General features: G+C 70.4%; 20 protein-coding genes, 1 tRNA gene and 1 pseudogene. 11 read left to right on the forward strand and 11 right to left on the reverse strand.

Annotated elements, in window-relative coordinates; translation table 11 throughout:
• Window positions 1-257, reverse strand: a 257-nt coding sequence (locus AB0383_RS42450) for a transposase (protein ID WP_366190291.1), incomplete at its 3' end; no start/stop codon positions are given.
• A gap of 293 nt (window positions 258-550) precedes the next feature.
• Between AB0383_RS42450 and AB0383_RS42455 the strand changes: the two genes are divergently transcribed.
• Window positions 551-718: a hypothetical protein gene (locus AB0383_RS42455; RefSeq protein ID WP_366190247.1), complete on the forward strand. Its 168-nt coding sequence runs from the start codon at window positions 551-553 to the stop codon at window positions 716-718.
• Window positions 719-721: 3 nt separating this feature from the next.
• On the opposite strand, the gene mscL is transcribed toward AB0383_RS42455, so the two are convergent.
• The 4 genes from mscL to AB0383_RS42475 all read right to left on the reverse strand — a co-directional run bounded on the left by mscL (window position 722) and on the right by AB0383_RS42475 (window position 2,957).
• Window positions 722-1,129, reverse strand: a complete 408-nt coding sequence (mscL, locus tag AB0383_RS42460; protein WP_364182117.1) for a large-conductance mechanosensitive channel protein MscL — start codon at window positions 1,127-1,129, stop codon at window positions 722-724.
• A gap of 58 nt (window positions 1,130-1,187) precedes the next feature.
• Window positions 1,188-1,835 carry an SAF domain-containing protein gene (locus tag AB0383_RS42465; RefSeq protein WP_366190248.1) on the reverse strand — a complete coding sequence of 216 codons (648 nt, stop codon included), beginning with the start codon at window positions 1,833-1,835 and terminating at the stop codon, window positions 1,188-1,190.
• A 129-nt stretch (window positions 1,836-1,964) separates the two neighbouring features.
• Window positions 1,965-2,273: an FmdB family zinc ribbon protein gene (locus AB0383_RS42470; protein WP_354875013.1), complete on the reverse strand. Its 309-nt coding sequence runs from the start codon at window positions 2,271-2,273 to the stop codon at window positions 1,965-1,967.
• A 90-nt stretch (window positions 2,274-2,363) separates the two neighbouring features.
• On the reverse strand, window positions 2,364-2,957 hold the full coding sequence (locus tag AB0383_RS42475) for a 5-formyltetrahydrofolate cyclo-ligase (protein WP_364182111.1): 594 nt from the start codon (window positions 2,955-2,957) through the stop codon (window positions 2,364-2,366).
• A 24-nt stretch (window positions 2,958-2,981) separates the two neighbouring features.
• Between AB0383_RS42475 and AB0383_RS42480 the strand changes: the two genes are divergently transcribed.
• From AB0383_RS42480 to AB0383_RS42505, 6 genes are all read left to right on the forward strand, one after another.
• Entirely contained in the window at window positions 2,982-3,887 is a 906-nt protein-coding gene (locus tag AB0383_RS42480; RefSeq protein ID WP_364182108.1) for a UTP--glucose-1-phosphate uridylyltransferase, read from the forward strand.
• Window positions 3,884-5,167, forward strand: coding sequence for a gephyrin-like molybdotransferase Glp (gene glp, locus AB0383_RS42485; RefSeq protein WP_364182105.1), 1,284 nt, complete (start codon window positions 3,884-3,886; stop codon window positions 5,165-5,167). Before AB0383_RS42480 ends, glp begins: the two co-directional genes overlap by 4 nt.
• Entirely contained in the window at window positions 5,167-5,826 is a 660-nt protein-coding gene (locus AB0383_RS42490) for a GNAT family protein (protein WP_364182103.1), read from the forward strand. The genes glp and AB0383_RS42490 overlap by 1 nt, the downstream gene beginning before the upstream one ends.
• Window positions 5,827-5,986: 160 nt before the next feature.
• The gene (glpR, locus tag AB0383_RS42495) at window positions 5,987-6,844 is read left to right on the forward strand and encodes a gephyrin-like molybdotransferase receptor GlpR (RefSeq protein WP_364182100.1); all 858 of its coding nucleotides are present in this window, start codon (window positions 5,987-5,989) and stop codon (window positions 6,842-6,844) included.
• 72 nt (window positions 6,845-6,916) lie between these two features.
• Window positions 6,917-6,989 (forward strand) — tRNA-Ala (locus AB0383_RS42500).
• 347 nt (window positions 6,990-7,336) lie between these two features.
• Entirely contained in the window at window positions 7,337-7,612 is a 276-nt protein-coding gene (locus AB0383_RS42505) for a hypothetical protein (RefSeq protein ID WP_366190249.1), read from the forward strand.
• A 2-nt stretch (window positions 7,613-7,614) separates the two neighbouring features.
• On the opposite strand, the gene AB0383_RS42510 is transcribed toward AB0383_RS42505, so the two are convergent.
• Together AB0383_RS42510 and AB0383_RS42515 are read right to left on the reverse strand one after the other, a co-directional pair.
• Complete coding sequence (locus AB0383_RS42510; protein WP_364182097.1) at window positions 7,615-8,103, reverse strand: VOC family protein; 489 nt, start codon at window positions 8,101-8,103, stop codon at window positions 7,615-7,617.
• 54 nt (window positions 8,104-8,157) lie between these two features.
• Entirely contained in the window at window positions 8,158-9,123 is a 966-nt protein-coding gene (locus AB0383_RS42515) for a LysR family transcriptional regulator (protein WP_364182095.1), read from the reverse strand.
• Between the two features lie 86 nt (window positions 9,124-9,209).
• Between AB0383_RS42515 and AB0383_RS42520 the strand changes: the two genes are divergently transcribed.
• From AB0383_RS42520 to AB0383_RS42530, 3 genes are read left to right on the forward strand one after another with little or no spacing between them, the layout of a single operon-like run.
• Window positions 9,210-9,809: a hypothetical protein gene (locus tag AB0383_RS42520; protein WP_364182092.1), complete on the forward strand. Its 600-nt coding sequence runs from the start codon at window positions 9,210-9,212 to the stop codon at window positions 9,807-9,809.
• Window positions 9,806-10,174 carry an SgcJ/EcaC family oxidoreductase gene (locus AB0383_RS42525; protein ID WP_364182089.1) on the forward strand — a complete coding sequence of 123 codons (369 nt, stop codon included), beginning with the start codon at window positions 9,806-9,808 and terminating at the stop codon, window positions 10,172-10,174. The genes AB0383_RS42520 and AB0383_RS42525 overlap by 4 nt, the downstream gene beginning before the upstream one ends.
• Window positions 10,171-10,548 (forward strand): VOC family protein, encoded by a 378-nt coding sequence (locus AB0383_RS42530; RefSeq protein ID WP_354875029.1) that lies wholly within the window; start codon window positions 10,171-10,173, stop codon window positions 10,546-10,548. Before AB0383_RS42525 ends, AB0383_RS42530 begins: the two co-directional genes overlap by 4 nt.
• Here AB0383_RS42530 and AB0383_RS42535 read toward each other — a convergent pair whose 3' ends face one another.
• The 3 genes from AB0383_RS42535 to AB0383_RS42545 all read right to left on the reverse strand — a co-directional run bounded on the left by AB0383_RS42535 (window position 10,549) and on the right by AB0383_RS42545 (window position 13,438).
• Window positions 10,549-11,688, reverse strand: coding sequence for an adenosylhomocysteinase (locus tag AB0383_RS42535; protein ID WP_364182085.1), 1,140 nt, complete (start codon window positions 11,686-11,688; stop codon window positions 10,549-10,551).
• 147 nt (window positions 11,689-11,835) lie between these two features.
• On the reverse strand, window positions 11,836-12,570 hold the full coding sequence (locus AB0383_RS42540; RefSeq protein WP_364182306.1) for a GNAT family N-acetyltransferase: 735 nt from the start codon (window positions 12,568-12,570) through the stop codon (window positions 11,836-11,838).
• A gap of 139 nt (window positions 12,571-12,709) precedes the next feature.
• Window positions 12,710-13,438, reverse strand: a complete 729-nt coding sequence (locus tag AB0383_RS42545; protein WP_364182082.1) for a DUF2786 domain-containing protein — start codon at window positions 13,436-13,438, stop codon at window positions 12,710-12,712.
• 199 nt (window positions 13,439-13,637) lie between these two features.
• Between AB0383_RS42545 and AB0383_RS42550 the strand changes: the two genes are divergently transcribed.
• The gene (locus tag AB0383_RS42550; RefSeq protein WP_366190292.1) at window positions 13,638-15,023 is read left to right on the forward strand and encodes an NAD(P)/FAD-dependent oxidoreductase; all 1,386 of its coding nucleotides are present in this window, start codon (window positions 13,638-13,640) and stop codon (window positions 15,021-15,023) included.
• Here AB0383_RS42550 and AB0383_RS42555 read toward each other — a convergent pair.
• Window positions 15,024-15,565: pseudogene (locus AB0383_RS42555) on the reverse strand (response regulator transcription factor).
• Between the last annotated feature and the right edge of the window lie 525 nt (window positions 15,566-16,090).

The raw sequence follows: 16,090 nt of genomic DNA on the forward strand, positions 1-16,090 counted from the left end.
ACTTCGACGACCCGTTCGCCCTGTTCGCTGAGGAAGGCGGCGAGTCCGGCACCGTAGCTGCTGGTTCCTTCGACGGCCCAGCACCGCTGGCCGGGCACCTGCGCTCGCGCGAAGTCGAGCAGTTGCTGGTAGCCCTCGGCGCTGGCCGGGGCATCGGCATGTCCCAGTGTTGCGCCGACCGCGGTGACCGCGGCCGCGGCGAGAGTGTCGCGGTGGGTGTCGACGCCGATGACGCCTTCGAGCGACTCGAACAGCATGTTCACGCGGTACCTTCCAGCAGACGACGTTGTCTATGGGCGTCGGCCGTGGTGGGCACCCAGGCGAAACTGTGACGAGTCACGCCGTGCGGGCGGACGGGCTGCTTATCAAGCCACTGGGTGGGCCAGGCCGGCCCGAACGGCTTGGGAGACGTGTCATAGGCAAGGCACGCCCGAAAACGGCCAAGTTGTCAACGAGTCATCCCGCACCGCCGGACCATCCTGACAGCGACCACCAGGCCGCCCGCGCAGTCTCACAGCAGTTGTCAAACAGCGAGTGGGACGATGGGGTCATGCCACGCGAAGAACCCCGTCCCTCCGACACCTCGGCCGAGCGCCGCCGGGTCGACGAGATCTTCGGTGACGTACTGCCCGAGACCACCTCGGACGAGCGAGGCCTGAGCGGGGACGCCCCTGACTCCTGGTACCTGGAGAACCGGCCACCGCACCACGACCGCTGACCCTCAGTCGCCCGACCTGGTGGTCTGCGCGCGCAGCAGGTCGCGGATCTCCTTGAGCAGCTCGACGTCGGTGGGCTCCGCCGGACCCGGCTCCTGACCGCGCTTGCGGCGCTCCTGCAGGTGCTTCACCGGCAGCACGAACAGGAAGTACACGATCGCGGCGACGATCACGAAGTTGATCGCCGCGTTGATCACCGAGCCGAAGTCCAGGAACGTGCCCTTGTTCGACTCGAAGATGTAGAAGCCGAGGCCCTGAGCGGCGTCGCTGCCCCCGATCGCGTTGATCAGCGGCTTGATCAGACCCGTGGTGAACGCGGTGACGATCGCGGTGAACGCGGCGCCGATCACGACCGCGACCGCGAGGTCCACGACGTTTCCGCGCATCAGGAAGTCTTTGAAGCCCTTCAGCATGTGCCACTCCTCGAGAGGTTCAGATGGGGGTGCCGTCGCCCATCGGAACAGGGACGGGTTAGCGGAGAGTAACCGTAATCGGTCGTTCCAGCGACGTCGCAGCGACCTCGGTGGCAACGCTCACAGGGAGCGCGAGGAGCACCAACGGGCCTTTGTCGGGTGCGATCACCCCCTGACCCCCGCGTTCGGGACGGTGCACGGTGACCACCATGGCGTCCTTCACCAGCTCAGCGGCGGTGTGCGTGGCGTCGGGAGCCGCCACGACGGCCACGTGCTGGCCGGGCTGCAGCAGCTCCGCCACGCCCGCGTCGGCGAGTCGGACGGCGACCGTGACCGTGCCGGATTCACCCTTGGCAGCCGGCGTTGTTCCCAGTAGGCGGACGTCTGTGAGCGGCTCACCCGCACGAGCGGCACCGGACAGCATCCGGCCCACGGCCGCCCCGACGTCGCCGAGCGCGCCGGCCGGCCGGACGTCGTCGGGAAGGTCGGCCAGCCGGAGATCGGTGGCGCGCAGCATCGCGCCCGCGGGCAGATCCCGCGCGGCTACGGCGGTGGCGGTGGAAGGTGCACCACGCGCGGAAGCGGGGTGCAGAAGGACGAGCAAGCCGGCCAGCAGCAGGGCCGCGGCCAGGAACCGGCGAAGCAGCCGGGCGCGCCTGCCGCGCAGCAAGTGCAGATCGGTCAGGCGGTTGAGCAAGGTGTCCACGGTCGTCCCCTCGTCGGTTCCCGTGCGGCGCGATGCCGCACGAAACCGACGTTAGAGACGGTGATGACCAGCGGAAAGAGGAACTTCCGCGACCTGTGGACAACTACCCCCTTGTGGATAACTCCGGGGTCAGGAGGCGGTCGAAGCCGTTTTCGTCGTGGTCGAGGAGGACGATGAAGAGTCCGTCTTCGACTCGCTCTTGGTCTCCGTCTTGGTCTCGGACTTCGCCGGGGTGGCGGCCGTGGTCGAGGACTTCGACGCGTCGCGCGAGTCGGTGCGGTAGAACCCGCTGCCCTTGAAGACCACGCCGACCGAGCTGAAGACCTTGCGCAGCGGACCGGAGCACTGGGGGCAGACGGTCAGGCTGGCGTCGGAAAAGGATTGCACCGCCTCGAAGCGGTGGTCGCATTCCTTGCAGGCGTACTGGTACGTGGGCACTGGAGCTCCTTCATGCAACTGGCACTCGTGAGACAAGAGTGCCAACCCAATTGTGCTGGACGGCATTCCCCGTGCGCAATTCCCCCTGGCTCACATCACTGTGGCAGTGGGCAACCGAACCAGGCCCGCAGGGGTCAGTGCCCCGGTCATCGGGACATCGTGGGCCTCACCTGGGAGCGAATCCACCAGCTCCTCGGCCCGGACCACGGCGAACCGGTCCGCGTGGCCCGAAGTGAGCGACCGGTCGTAGTGACCAGCGCCACGTCCGAGCCGTACCCCGTGGCGGTCCACGGCGAGCGCGGGCACGAGCACCACATCGGCCTCCGACACGGCGTCGACCCCCAACCTCGGCCCCGACGGCTCGAGGATGCCGCGCAGCCGACCGGGCACGAGCGTCGACTCGTCCGTGTAGACGGCCCAATCCAGCGGTCCGACGACGTCCGGGATCACCGGCAGCAATACGCGTGAACCCGCCTTGACCAGGGCGTTGAGCAGCGAAACGGACCCAGGCTCGGTTTCGAAGGGCACATACGCGCATACGGTTCCCGCCGCCACCGAAGCAGCCGCAGAAGCTAGCGCCTCGGCCTCCGCCGCGTGCTCCGAACGGCTCACTGAGGCGCGCGCCTGAAGAACTCGCGCACGCCACTCCGCCTTGCTCAGGTGCTCATTGCCCGGTGCCAGCATGCGACCACGTTAGGCTTTGCGCCCATGACGGGCGCCTCAACCTCCCAGACGTTCAGAACAGCCATCGTGCCTGCGGCCGGCCTCGGGACCCGGTTCCTGCCGACCACGAAGGCGGTGCCGAAAGAGCTGCTGCCCGTGGTCGACACACCGGGGATCGAGCTCGTCGCGAGCGAAGCCGCGGCTGCGGGGGCGAAACGCCTGGTGATCGTGACCTCGCCCGGCAAGGACGCCGTGGTCAAGTACTTCGAAACGCAGCCCGAGCTGGAGAAGACGCTCGAGGCCAAGGGCAAGACCGAGCTGCTCGAGAAGGTGCGCCGCGGGCCGGGGCTGCTCGAAGTCGAGGTCGCGATCCAGGAGCAGGCCCTGGGGCTGGGCCACGCCGTCGCGCAGGCCGAGCCGAACCTGACCGACGCGGACAAGGCCGTCGCCGTGCTGCTGCCCGACGACCTTGTGCTGCCCACCGGCGTGCTCGACCGCATGTCGGCCGTGCGCGCGCAGCACGGCGGCAGCGTGCTCTGCGCGTTCGACATCCCCAAGGAGCAGATCTCGCCCTACGGCGTGTTCGACGTCTCCGACACCGACGACCCGGACGTGAAGCAGGTTCACGGCATGGTCGAGAAGCCGCGGCCGGAAGACGCGCCGTCGACGTACGCGGCGGCCGGACGTTACCTGCTCGACCGGGCGATCTTCGACGCGCTGCGCCGGATCGAGCCGGGCTCGGGCGGCGAGCTCCAGCTGACCGACGCCGTGGCCCTGCTGATCAAGGAAGGCCACCCCGTTCACGTGGTCGTGCACCGCGGCGGACGACACGACCTGGGGAATCCGGGTGGTTTCCTGCGCGCCGCCGTCGATTTCGCGCTTGAAACGCCCGAATACGGGCCATCGTTACGGACGTGGCTGACCGAACGGATCGGGACCGAACGCCCATGACGGACTCCCTCGACGCTGCCCCGGCCGAAGAGGCCCCGGAACCCGTGGAGGCGGAGCTGCGCTCTGTCGACGCGCAGATCGCGCTGACGCTGGACGCCGCCGTCCGGCCGCGGCCGGTCCGCGTGGCGATCTCCGAGGCGCAGGGCCTGCTGTGCGCGGAGGAGGTGGTCGCCGAGCACGCCCTGCCCGGCTTCGACCAGGCCGCCGTGGACGGTTACGCGGTGCGCAGCGTCGACGTCCGCGCCGCCGGCGAGGAGCCGGTGCAGCTGCCGGTGGTCGGCGAGATCCAGGCCGGCTCCCGCCAGCCGCGGCGGCTGCAGCCGGGGCAGGCGGTGCGCGTGGATACCGGCGCGCCGCTGCCGACGCTCGCCGATGCCGTCGTGCCCACCGCGTACACCGACGGGCACCAGGCCAAGCTCACCGTGCACAAGTCCGTGCCTTCGGCCGCGTACGTGCGCCGCGCGGGCGAAGACGTGCAGATCGGCGACGTCGCCGTGCGCAAGGGCGACACCATCGGGTCCGCGCAGGTGGGCCTGCTGGCCGCCGTCGGACGCGCGAAGGTGCTGGTCTACCCGCGTCCGCGCGTGTCGATCGTGTCTGTGGGCGACGAGCTCGTCGACGTCGACCGCACGCCGTCGGTGGGGCAGGTCTACGACGTCAACTCCTACGCACTGGCCGCGGCCGCGCGCGACGCCGGGGCCGAGGTGAGCCGCGTCGGCATCGTGCCGAGCGACCCGAAGCGGCTTCGCGAGATCGTCGAGGGCCGGCTGCTGATGTCGGAGATCGTGGTGGTCGCGGGCGGCGCCGGCGGCGCTTCCGGCGACGAGGTGCACGCCGCGCTGTCCGACCTCGGCCACATCGACATGACGCGAGTGGGGATGCACCCGGGCTCGGTGCAGGGCTTCGGACGGCTCGGCCCGGACTCCGTGCCGACGTTCCTCATTCCCGGCAACCCGATGAGCGCCCTGGTGGTGTTCGAGGTCCTCGTCAGGCCGCTGATCCGCGCCGCGCGCGGCACGCGCAACCCGCACCGGCGGATCGTCGGCGCGCGCCTGCTGTCGCCGATCACGTCGACGAAGGGACGGCGCGGCTACCTGCGCGGCCAGCTGCTGCGCGACGAGGCGAACGGCGAGTACCTCGTGCAGCCGCTCGGCACGTCGGGCGCGCACCTGCTGGCGTCGCTGGCGGAGGCGAACTGCCTGATCACGGTGGACGAGGAACTCACCGAGGTGGCCGCGGGCGAACAGGTGAAGGTCACGTTCCTCGCGCAGCGGGCGTAGTGGGCTCGTACTCGTACCCGGTCGAGAGCCGCCACCCGGGCTGGCCCGCGAAGCTCGGCGGACTGCGCGTGCCGGCCGGCGTCGTCAGCGTGCGGCCCGTGCGGCTGCGCGACGCCGGCGAGTGGAGCCGCATCCGCCTGCGCGACCGCGACCACCTCGAGCAATGGGAGCCGACGGGGATCGGGCCGTGGCCCGACCGCAACGCGTTCTGGTCGTGGCCCTCGCAGTGGGCGGCCCTGAGGGGTCTCGCGCGGCGCGGGCAGTGCCTGCCGTTCACGATCACGGTCGACGGAAAGTTCGCGGGCCAGATCACGGTGGGTAACGTCATCCGCGCCTCGCTGCGATCGGCCTGGATCGGGTACTGGGTGTCGTCGGACATCGTGCGCGGCGGGGTCGCGACAGCGGCTGTGGCGCTCGTGACGGATCACGCCTTCGAAGCGTCCGGCCTGCACCGGCTCGAGGCGACCGTGCGGCCGGAGAACAACGCGAGCATCCGTGTCCTCACCAAGGCCGGCTACCGGCAGGAGGGCCTCTTCGAGCGCTACCTCGACGTCGCCGGCGCCTGGCGCGACCACCTCTGCTTCGCCGTGACGAAAGAGGAGATCGGCGACGGCCTCGTCTCCCGGCTCGTGGCCATGGGACGCGCCGACCTGCTCTGATGGTGACTACGGGTCCGGTTCCGATCACGCGCTACCACATACAGTGAGATTCACCTAATCCGGTGAGGCAATTTCGTGATCGAACCCGGCGAGTCTGCGTCCCGTGTGTGACTGTTGTGGCTAGCGTGACTACAGCAGAGGATCGGGGGAGGTGCGGGGGATGCCCAGCTCGCTGATCATCGTGGCGCTCGCCGCGGCATGGCTCGTCGTTCTCGTGCCCATGGTGGCTCGCAAGCGCCAGCAGGTGGCACGGACGCCGTCGTCCGCGCTCGCAGCGCGCGTCGTGCGCAGCGGGGGAGCTCGCAATGAAGGACAGGAGGAGTTCGCCGTGTCCGAAAGTGCGAAACCTTCGGTGGAGGACGACCTCGCCGAACTAGAGGCGGAGCTCGACGCCGACCTCGAAGAGGAAGAACCGGAACCCGAGCCGCTGCCCCAGCCGGCCGCCGACGTGCGCGACGAGCCATCGCGCGCCCGGTCCTCCGGCTACCGCCCGGGCCGCGGCGGCTTCGACCCGGAGGCGGCGGAGATCGCCGCGCGGGCGAAGTACGCGTTCCGCCAGCGGATCGTCGTGATCCTGCTGATCCTCGCCGTCGCGTCGGCCGCTTTCGCGGGCTTCGTGATGTCCGTGGTGTGGTGGGGCAACGCCGTGGTCGACGTGATCCTGGTCGGGTACCTCGCCTACCTGCGCCGCCAGGTCCGCATCGAAGACGACATCCGTCAGCGGCGGATGGCGCGGTATGCGCGGGAGGGCTCTCGAGAAGCTCGCGAGCCGCTCCCGGCGCCGCGCCGCACGGAACGCCCCGCTGCTTCGACCTCCGCCGCGGCTCCGGTCGCCGAGGAAGACGACGACTTGGAGGTCGTCTCCCCGACGCCCCGCGAGATCGTGGAGCGCAAGCCGTCGCCCATGTCCCGCATCCGCCGCCAGGCCGTCGTAGTCGACCTGGACGACGAAGACCCGGCCTTCGAGGAGCTCGACGAGCCGGGGACCAGCCCGTACCGCCGGGCGGTCGGGGAGTGACCCCCGAAGTTCGGTGCTCTTGGGGTAGCTGATACGCTCTGCGAGCACTGAACAAGGGGCTCACGCTCCTTGGGGGCTGTAGCGCAGTTGGTAGCGCGTCTCGTTCGCATCGAGAAGGTCAGGGGTTCGATTCCCCTCAGCTCCACCGTCACTCGGGGCGGGTTATGTTCGCTGAAAGCGCGAACTGGCTCGCTCCGTTTTGTTTTCTGGGGGTGCAATCCCCCAGGCCCCGCCCGGGGAGGGCTTCGCCCCCCCCCGGACCCCCCAGCGAGGTTCTTGGTTGCGGCGGTGAGATGGCAGCCGATGGTGATCCCGACGAGGGTTTGTTTGTCGGTGCCGAACTGGATGCAGCCGGCGTCGGTCTGGTTGTGGAAGAAGGTGTCGTGCGAGCCTGGGCATCGTGCATGCGTTGTGGCTGGGCTGTGAATCCGTACTTCGCCGCGACAGTACGACCTGGAGAAGATCATCAGCCTGCCGCTGGTCCTGCCAGGCATGTCGTCGGGCAGCCTGCGCCGGTTGCTGCGCGCACTCGTGCCGGAACAGACCACCGAAGACCGATCCCTCCCCGAGTCGCCGCCCCGGTCGACCGTTACGCAGCAAACCGTTTCGGACATCGAAGACGGGTCCGAAGTGGACGGTCGGCGGAGTCCCGGGCGAGGAGGACTTGCGCAGGTGTCGGCCGCGCTGGAGGTCGACGGTCTCGCCAACTTCCAGAAGTGGGTTCCGGTGATCCGCCGGTTCTCCTACGTACTCGCGCCGGCTGCCTGAACTTACGCCGGGATGCGGGCCGATTCACCAGGTGTGTCAGCGCCGAAGCGGGCGACGTCCGTGGCGAGGTCCAGAGGTCCGTTGTGGGCGCGATCGGCGTCCGTGATTTGCGACTGCGGGACCAGCCAGCAGATCTCGAACTCCAGGCCGTCCGGGTCCTTGGCGTAGAGGGCTTTCGTGGTGCCGTGGTCGGTGGAGCCGACGAGGGCGCCGGCGGCCCGCAAAGCGTCGAGGTAGGTCTGGAGGTCCGCGAGGGTGGGGACTTCCCAGGCCAGGTGGTAGAGGCCGACGGAACCGGAAGGGGCCGCGGTGGCGTCGGGGAGGGTGAAAAGGCCCAGGTCGTGGTCGTTGTGGGAGTCGGGGGCCTGGAGGAAGACGGCGCGGTCCGAGGTGTGCACCGCGCGGAAGCCCAGGACGTCGACGTAGAAGGCGCTGCTGCGGGCGGCGTCGCGGACCCAGAGGACGGCGTGGTTCAGGCCGCGGATCGGCATGGCGACTCCTTCACAGCGACGACTTCACAGTGGCAACTTCCCTGCGGGCAATTTTCACAGCGGCAGCGCGAACGCGGAACCGCCGTCGTGCCACCACTTCCGGTAGAACTGCGAGTCCTCGACCAGGGCGAGGTACCCGGCGTCGATCTTGGCACACATCTCGTCCACCAGTGAAGCGATCGGGGAGTCGGTGCGCCACGCGAGGACGAGCTCGCGGTAGAGCGGGGTGCCGGTCAGCGACACCGTCGAGATGCCCGTGCGGTCGGTGCCGATGGGGTAGAGCAGGCAGATCGCGCGGCCCTCAGCGGTGAGGGCGAACGCGACGTGCGCCTCGTTCGTCAGGTGCGTGATGCGCTGGTCGAAGCCGGCCGACGTGCAGGTGCGGGCGAAGAACTCGTTCATCCCGCTGTCGTCCGGGTCGGGCATCACCCACTTCTCGCCCGCCAGGTCGGCCAGCGCGACCTCGCCGCGCGCGGCCAAGGCGTGGTGGTCCGCGACGCCGATGAAAAACGGTTCCCGCAGCAGCACGCGGTACTCGACGCCGTCGGGCGGGATCAGCGGGAAGCCGGGGAACGCGCGCATCACGGCGACGTCGAGCTCACCCGAGCGCAGCAACGCCGTCAGCGCGCTGGTTTCGCGGATCGTGCGGCTGGTGACGTCGCGCCGGGGCAGCATGGTCGTCAACGCGTTCACCAGCAGGCTGAACTGCTGCGCCGGAATCCCGCCGACGCGCACCGGCGCGCCCGCTTCGTGTTGCGCGTTGAGGCGCGCGGCGCGTTGCAGGGTGTCGAAGCCGTGCAGCACTTTCTGCGCGTCGCGCACCAGTTCGGTGCCGGTGTGGGTGGGCAGCACACCTTCGGCCGAACGGACGAACAGCGGCCCGCCGAGGAATTGCTCGATCCGTTTGAGCTGCGTGGTCACCGCCGGCTGCGTGAGGTGCAGGCGGGCCGCGGCTCTGCGCAGGCTGCCGGCCTCGGCGATCGCGACCACGAGTTCGAGGTGCCGGATTTCCAGGCGCATGGGGAAAACATTATCGCCGGATGCAATAGGGCCGATCCCGTGATGATCATGGCCACACCGCATCGCGCCTGGTTACGGTGCCCGGCGTGACATCTCTGGTCTCCGTTCCGCTCATCGGGAAAACAACGCTTCCCGTGCTGTTCTCCGACGAAGTGCTGCAGCGGTTCCTCGACGCGGCAGCCATCGAATACGCGTTCATCACGCCCGAGGAACCGAGACCGTGCTTCGCTGTGCTGCTCGGCACCTTCGCCGAGGACGCGCTGATCGTCTCGGACCTCGCGTTCGGCCGCAACGCGCGGGTCACCGACCCCAGCGCGCGTGAAGAGTTCGCGACCACGATCGTGCCGAAATTCGGCTCCGCGTATGAGAATTCGGTGCGCGCGTGGTGGCTGGATCCCGCCGATCTGCTGCGCATCACCCGCGAGGCCGACGCGCGTGGTCTGGACGTGCTCGGGTCCGTCCACCTGCACCCGGACTGGCATCGCCTCGGGCCTGAATGCGAACGCGGCCGCCCGCTCAGCGAACGCCCGACGCCGATGGACGCGTACGTCTTCCACAGCGCGGGCTGGCCGCTCAACGTCGTGTGTTATCTCGAACGGCAGCACGGCGAGTTCTATTACTCGCTGGCCGCGTGGAATGGCGACTGCGAATCGCTCCCGCTGCGCGTCGGGATGGTGACGGCGTGAACGAGTCGATTCGCGCGCTCTGGCGCACCATGGCCGACGGCTGGGCCCGCGGCGACGCAACGCAGTTCGCTTCCGTCTTCGCGTCCGACGTCGACTTCGTCAACGTGCGCGGCGAAGCGCTCGTCGGGCGCGAAGCCGTGGAGACGGGCCACGCGCAGCTGTTCGCCGCGGCGTACCGCGGCACCACGTTGTCCGCCGAGGTCACGTTGATCCGCCGCCTTTCGCCGGAGCTTTCCCTCGTGCACGCGACGTCGGAGATCGGGCCCGCCGGCGTGGTGACGCACGCGCAAGCTGTGGTTCGCCACGACGGCGAGCCGACGATCGCCGCTTTTCACAACATGATCCCGAAGGGACCCACCGCATGACCCGCCCTCGCCTGCGTCACCTCGCCTTCGTCGTGCAGGACGCGAAGCGCATGGCCGCGTTCTACTGCGAGCAGTTCGGCATGGAGCTGTTTCACACCGACCCCGACGGCAGCCACTTCGTGACCGACGGCTACCTCAACCTGGCGTTGATCCAGCAGCAGCTCGACGGCGACGTCGCCACCGGCTTCAACCACTTCGGTTTCCAGGTCCCGGAAATCCCGCCGATCGCGGAGAAGCTCGCCGAAGCGGGCGTGCCCCGACCGGTGCTGCGCGGCGGGGACCGCCCGTTCGCCGAGTACCGCGCGATCGATCCGGAAGGCAACTGGTTCGACCTGTCCGAGCACGGTTTCCTGCCGCCAGGCCTGGAGAAGTAGCTAGCGCAACGCGGCGACCAGATCGGTCGCGATGCGGTGCTCCACATCCGCGGGCACGGGCTGCACCTCGTCGGCCAGCCCACCCGCGGCGACGGCGGCGAGGCTGCGGGCCTGCAGCGTGAGGCCGAGGTCCATGGCCTGGATGGAGTTCCCGTTGGCGGCCGTGAGGTTGAGCATCCGGCCCTGGTCGAGCAGCACGATCTCGCGGCCGTCGTCGAGGACGTGGCCCGTGCGTCGCGAAGGCGCGCCGTACTCGACGGTGCGGACGGTCCGCGCGTCGAGCTCCGCCCGGTCGATCTCCCACGCGAAGTGCCCGACGCCGGCGAGCACCGCGCCGTCGCGCAACGCCGCGAGCTCGGCCGCGCCCAGCACGCCGGGGTGGCCGGTGGCGGTGAACACCAGCTGCGCTTCGACCACGACCTCGGTGGCAGTGCCGACGCGGTGGCCGTTGAGGATCGCCTCGAGCGCCCGCATCGGGTCGGTGTCGCAGACCGAAACGCGCGCGCCGAGGCGGCTCAACGTGTCGGCGACGCCCTTGCCACACGGGCCGTAGCCGAGCACCGCGGCCCGCGTTCCCGGCACCATGAGGTTGGTGGCGTTGAGGAAGCCCTGCACCACGCTCTGGCCGACACCGAACTCGTTCTCCACCAGGAGCTTCAGCCGCGAGTCGTTGATCACGACCACGGGTTTGCCGAGCCGTACTTTTGTTTCGCGCAGCCGGATTCCGCCGGTGGTGGTCTCCTCGGTGCCGCCGAGGTAACCCGCCGGCGTGCCGGAGCCGAGGAGTGAAACGGTGAGGTCACCGCCGTTGTCCAGCGTGAGGTCGGGCTCGACGTCGAGCACACGCTCGATGTTGCGGATGTGTTCGGCCTCGCCGTCGCCCCGGCGGGTGAACACGGCGACGCCCAGCTCGCCAAGCGCGTCGGCGACGTCGTCGTGGGTGGTGCCGGGCGAGCCGGTGAGCCGCACGTCGACGCCGGCGCGCACGAGCAGCGTCACGAGCGCAGCGGTCTTCGGCTCGACGTGCAGGCACATCGCCAGCCGCTTCCCGGCGAGCACCGGGGTCAGTTCGGCGACCGCCTGCGCGGTGAGGGGCATGTGCTTGAGAGCCCAGGCCGTGGCGGGATGGGTTTCAGGCATGACTGTGTTCCTCTTCGGTTGTGGTGACCTTCGAACGGGGACGGAAGACGTCGTCAGCCGTAGAAGTCACACCGGTAGGAGTGGTCGCCGAAGATCGGCGTCACGAGCTCCTGCCGACGAGTGCACACGCCACCACGATAACCGAGGTCAGAGCGGGTGCTCCAGCCACACGTTCGGCTCCACGTACACACCGAGGTCTTGCGCCACCGACCCCAGTACGGGCGCGATCCCGCCGGGCACGGTCGTGAGGCCGTCGCCGGGCCGCACGCCGGTCCACTCCTCCCACTGGTCCAGCGTGCCGATCACGGTCATCGCGAACGGCGCGATCTTCACCAGCCGCGCGCCCAGCCGTTCGTGGTTGCGCAGCCACGGGTCCGCCGGCCGGCCCCGCTCGTCTCGCCGCGCCACGTAGTCCACAATGGACTCGACGGCGTGGTCCGCCTTGCCCGTCGGCCGCACCGGCACCACGAGTCGCGACAGCCCCGCGCGCCGGGCGCGGTTCTTCAGCTCCGTGAGCGCCAGCGCCGCGACGCCCTGGCCCCGCGCGCGCTCGGCGACGTTGACCTCCAGCGCCACCAGCGTGGTCGGCTCGCGGTCGTCCATCACGTCCTGCGCGGCCCACAACAGCGCGCCGTCCCACCCGTGGTCGGGCAGCTCGGTGCGCTCGTCCGTCGGATACGCCACGGGAACCGCCGCCGCACGGGCGACCGGCACGTCGTCTTCCAGCAGCACCAAGAAGAACTCCGGCCAGCGTGCCGCCAGCCTTGCGGACGCCGCGAGGTCGCCGATCACGTCGTGCGCCAGGAACTCTCCGCCGACCACACCCAGCTTCAGCGCGGGCCGGCGCAGATCCGGACGCGTCGCGAGGTCTTCGACTCGCACGGCCGGCTCGCCGCTCACGACCGGGCACCGCTTCTCCCGCCGGAAGCCGAGGGCGGCTCCGAACGAGGGACGAGGTGACCGGCAACATTCATGGCTCGCAGGGTAAACCGCGAAGCCTCGGGACAGCCCCAGAATTTGATCAACGCACCGGCAGGGCCTGCCTGCGCCGGGCCAGCGCGGCCGGGTCGAGCGTGGCGCGCGTGCCCGCCTGATGGCCTTCGCGGTACCCCGAACCGGAGAGCCGGCGCGGCGCGGCCGCGCGCAAGTCGCCGTATTCGCGGTCGAACGCACTTTGCACGAGCGTGTTCCGGTCGCGCACCACCAGCTCGGCCGACTGCCCGCCCGAACCCGGGTGCTCGCGCGCCGCCGTGTCCTCCGCGCGCACCAGCCGATCGTGGACGGCGCGCGCGAAACCGTGCAGCCAGGTGCGGCGGTAGGCGGCGAGCGATTCTCGGAACACCCGGTCGTCGGGTCGCACGCGCGTGAGCTGGGTGCTCGCCTGCAGCAACAGGCTTGTGAACAGCAGCTCCACGCGCCCGAGATCGGACTTGAAGCCGAACACCGTGACCGCGTCCACGCCCTGGCCCACGCGGTGCAGCAACGTGCGGCAGCGCAACGGGTACGCGATGTTCGTGAGCAGGCTCGCCTTGTCACGGCTGTACGGGTTTTCGATGGGGATCTTCAGCACGGCGATGTCGTCCGAGCCCTGCCCCGCGGCGGCGAGCATCGCGTTGTCGATGCCGTACCGGGCGATCAGCTCGGCCGCCTTCGTGTTGTACAGCTCGGCTTCTTCCGCGGTCACCGCCGGGTCTTCGGCCTTGGCGAGCAGCTTGCGGATGCGCTCCAGCTGCGTGTCGTGGGCGGGCATGATCCCCCTCTCCTGCTGGGCCGGGCCCGGACGGGCCGGCGTGGGGTCCAAGGTAGGCGCGGGGTACGACAATATTCGATCAGGTGTTCGGGCAAGTGGCAGGGTGCCCGCGTGTCGATACGATCCGTGAGTGGATTCGCCCGCGGACGTCCCTGATGCCGTGGTCGTCGGCTCCGGCCCCAACGGCCTGGCCGCCGCCGTGCTGCTGGCCCGCGCCGGTCTCGCGGTCGACCTGCACGAAACCGCGGCGGAGCTCGGCGGGGGCGCGCGGTCGGCGCGGCTGTTCGACGCCGACGTCGTCCACGACGTCTGCTCGGCTGTGCACCCGATGGCCGTCGCTTCGCCGTTCTTCCAGGGCTTCGACCTCGCCGCGCACGGCGTCGAGCTGTGCCGGCCTGAAGTCGCGTACGGGCACCCCGTCGACGAACGCCGCACCGGCCTCGCCTACGCGGACCTCGACCGCACCTGCGCCCGCCTCGGCGCCGACAGCGAGCGCTGGCGCCGCCTGATGGGACCGCTCGTCGAGCACACCGCCGAGATCACCGACCTGCTGCTGGGCGACCTGAGACGGCCACCGCGGCCGTCCGTCGCCGCTCTGCTCGCGCCGCGGATCGTCGCACTCGGCACCGGCATCGACGAGGTCCTGTTCCGCGGTCCCGAAGCCCCCGCGTTGCTCGCCGGCGTCGCCGCGCACCCGATGGGTCGGCTGCCGTCGTTGGCCGGCGGGGGCACCGCCGTGCTGCTCGGCCACCTCGCGCACGCGGGCGGCTGGCCGGTCCCGCGCGGAGGCACGCAGGTGCTCACCGACGTGCTCGCCGCCGATTTCGTCGCACACGGCGGCCGCGTCCACACCTCCAGCCGCGTCACGGACCTGCGGGAGTTCGCGAAAACGCGCGCCGTGCTGCTCGACGTCAGCCCGCGTGGCCTGCTTGAACTCGCGGGTCCCTTCGCGCCACCCGGCTACCGTCGTGCGCTCGAGAACGTGCGCTACGGACCGGGCGCGGCGAAGGTCGACTTCCTCGTGTCGGAGCCGATCCCGTGGCGCGAGCCGGAGCTGGCCAGGGCCGCGACCGTCCACATCGGAGGGACGGCCGCGCAGGTCCGCGCCGGCGAGAACACCGTGGCCGGCGGGCAGCGCGCCGAGGAGCCGTACGTGCTGCTCGCCCAGCCGATGGCAGCCGACCCCTCCCGCGGACTTCCGCACAAGCAGCCGATCTGGGCCTACGCGCACGTGCCCAACGGCGATCCGCTCGACGCCACCGACGTCGTCCGCCGCCGCATCGAACGCTTCGCCCCGGGGTTCGGCGACACGATCCTCGCGTCACGCGGGGTTCCCGCGGTCGAATTGGAGAACTACAACGCGAACTACGTCGGCGGCGACATCTCCGGCGCCGCCGTGACCCTGCGGCAGCTGCTCGCCCGCCCGGTCATCCGCTGGAATCCCCACACAACCCCGTTGAGCGGTGTCTACCTCTGCTCCGGCGCGACCCCGCCGGGCCCCGGTGTGCACGGCATGGCCGGCCTGCACGCCGCGAAAGCCGCGCTGCGCAGAGAGTTCGGCCTCGCGCTGCCCGCCGGCTGGTGATCAGCCGCGCGGCCGCACCATGCCCGTCTCGTACGCCACGACCACGGCCTGCGCGCGGCTCGAAACGCCGAGCTTCGTCATCAGCCGGTTGAGGTGCGTCTTCACGGTCGCCTCGCTCACCAGCAGCTCGGCCGCGATGTCCGCGTTGGTCGCGCCGGTGCCGACGAACCAGAGCACCTCCAGCTCGCGCTCGGTCAGGCACCTCACGTCTCCGGCGGGCTGTCCTTGAGCAGGAACCCGGCCGCCCCCGCGCGCAGGGCCGCGTAGACGTACTCGTCGAGGTCGAGCACGGTCAGGATCAGCACGCGCGGCTTCTCCGGCCCGGCCGCGCCGAGGATGCGTCCCGTGGCGGTGACACCGTCGAGCCCGGGCAGGCGGATGTCCATCAGGATCACTTCGGGCTTCAGCCGCAACGCCTTGTCCACGGCTTCGAGCCCGTCGCGCGCTTCGCCGAGCACGTCGATGCCGGGCACCGCACCGAGCAGCGCGACGAAGCCCGCGCGGACGAGATCCTGGTCGTCCACCACGAGCACACTGGTCACGACGGTTCTCCGGTGTCCGCCCGGTGGCCGGGTAGGGCAGGGTCAGCTCGATGGCGAACCCCGCGGGTTCGCGCGGTCCGATCTCGATCACGCCACCGTACATACGCGCGCGTTCCCGCATCCCCACCAGCCCGTTGTCAGCGTGGTTGACGCGCGGCGGCGGCCCGCCGCCGGAGTCGACGACCAGCACGCGCAGGCCCTCGTCGCGGTAGTCCGGCGTGAGCTCTGCGGTGGCGTCGGCGGCGTGCTTGAGCACGTCGGTGAGGGCCTCTTGCGCCACGCGGTACGCGCACAACTGCTGGCCGGGCGGCAACGGCCGCGGCGTGCCGGTGACGCGCAGCCCGAGCGTAAGGCCGGCGTCGCTCAGCCTCGCGACGAGCGCGGGCAGGTCGGCGAGACCCGGTTGCGGGCGGTACTCGCCGGGTTCGTACCGCGGCGGCTGAAGCACGCTGAGCAGGCGGCGCAGCTCGTCGAGGGCTTCGGTGGTGGTTCCGGTGATCGTGTCGAGCGCGCCACGAGCCGTGT

The organism is Amycolatopsis sp. NPDC051373, assembly GCF_040689465.1.
Classification (GTDB): domain Bacteria; phylum Actinomycetota; class Actinomycetes; order Mycobacteriales; family Pseudonocardiaceae; genus Amycolatopsis.

Bases quoted from the DNA above. Each gene is read 5' to 3' on its own strand.
- AB0383_RS42455 (WP_366190247.1), top strand. From the start codon at position 551: ATGCCACGCGAAGAACCCCGTCCCTCCGACACCTCGGCCGAGCGCCGC.
- mscL (WP_364182117.1), bottom strand. From the start codon at position 1,129: ATGCTGAAGGGCTTCAAAGACTTCCTGATGCGCGGAAACGTCGTGGAC.
- AB0383_RS42475 (WP_364182111.1), bottom strand. From the start codon at position 2,957: ATGCTGGCACCGGGCAATGAGCACCTGAGCAAGGCGGAGTGGCGTGCG.
- AB0383_RS42480 (WP_364182108.1), top strand. From the start codon at position 2,982: ATGACGGGCGCCTCAACCTCCCAGACGTTCAGAACAGCCATCGTGCCT.
- glp (WP_364182105.1), top strand. From the start codon at position 3,884: ATGACGGACTCCCTCGACGCTGCCCCGGCCGAAGAGGCCCCGGAACCC.
- glpR (WP_364182100.1), top strand. From the start codon at position 5,987: ATGCCCAGCTCGCTGATCATCGTGGCGCTCGCCGCGGCATGGCTCGTC.
- AB0383_RS42505 (WP_366190249.1), top strand. From the start codon at position 7,337: ATGTCGTCGGGCAGCCTGCGCCGGTTGCTGCGCGCACTCGTGCCGGAA.
- AB0383_RS42510 (WP_364182097.1), bottom strand. From the start codon at position 8,103: ATGCCGATCCGCGGCCTGAACCACGCCGTCCTCTGGGTCCGCGACGCC.
- AB0383_RS42515 (WP_364182095.1), bottom strand. From the start codon at position 9,123: ATGCGCCTGGAAATCCGGCACCTCGAACTCGTGGTCGCGATCGCCGAG.
- AB0383_RS42530 (WP_354875029.1), top strand. From the start codon at position 10,171: ATGACCCGCCCTCGCCTGCGTCACCTCGCCTTCGTCGTGCAGGACGCG.
- AB0383_RS42535 (WP_364182085.1), bottom strand. From the start codon at position 11,688: ATGCCTGAAACCCATCCCGCCACGGCCTGGGCTCTCAAGCACATGCCC.
- AB0383_RS42545 (WP_364182082.1), bottom strand. From the start codon at position 13,438: ATGCCCGCCCACGACACGCAGCTGGAGCGCATCCGCAAGCTGCTCGCC.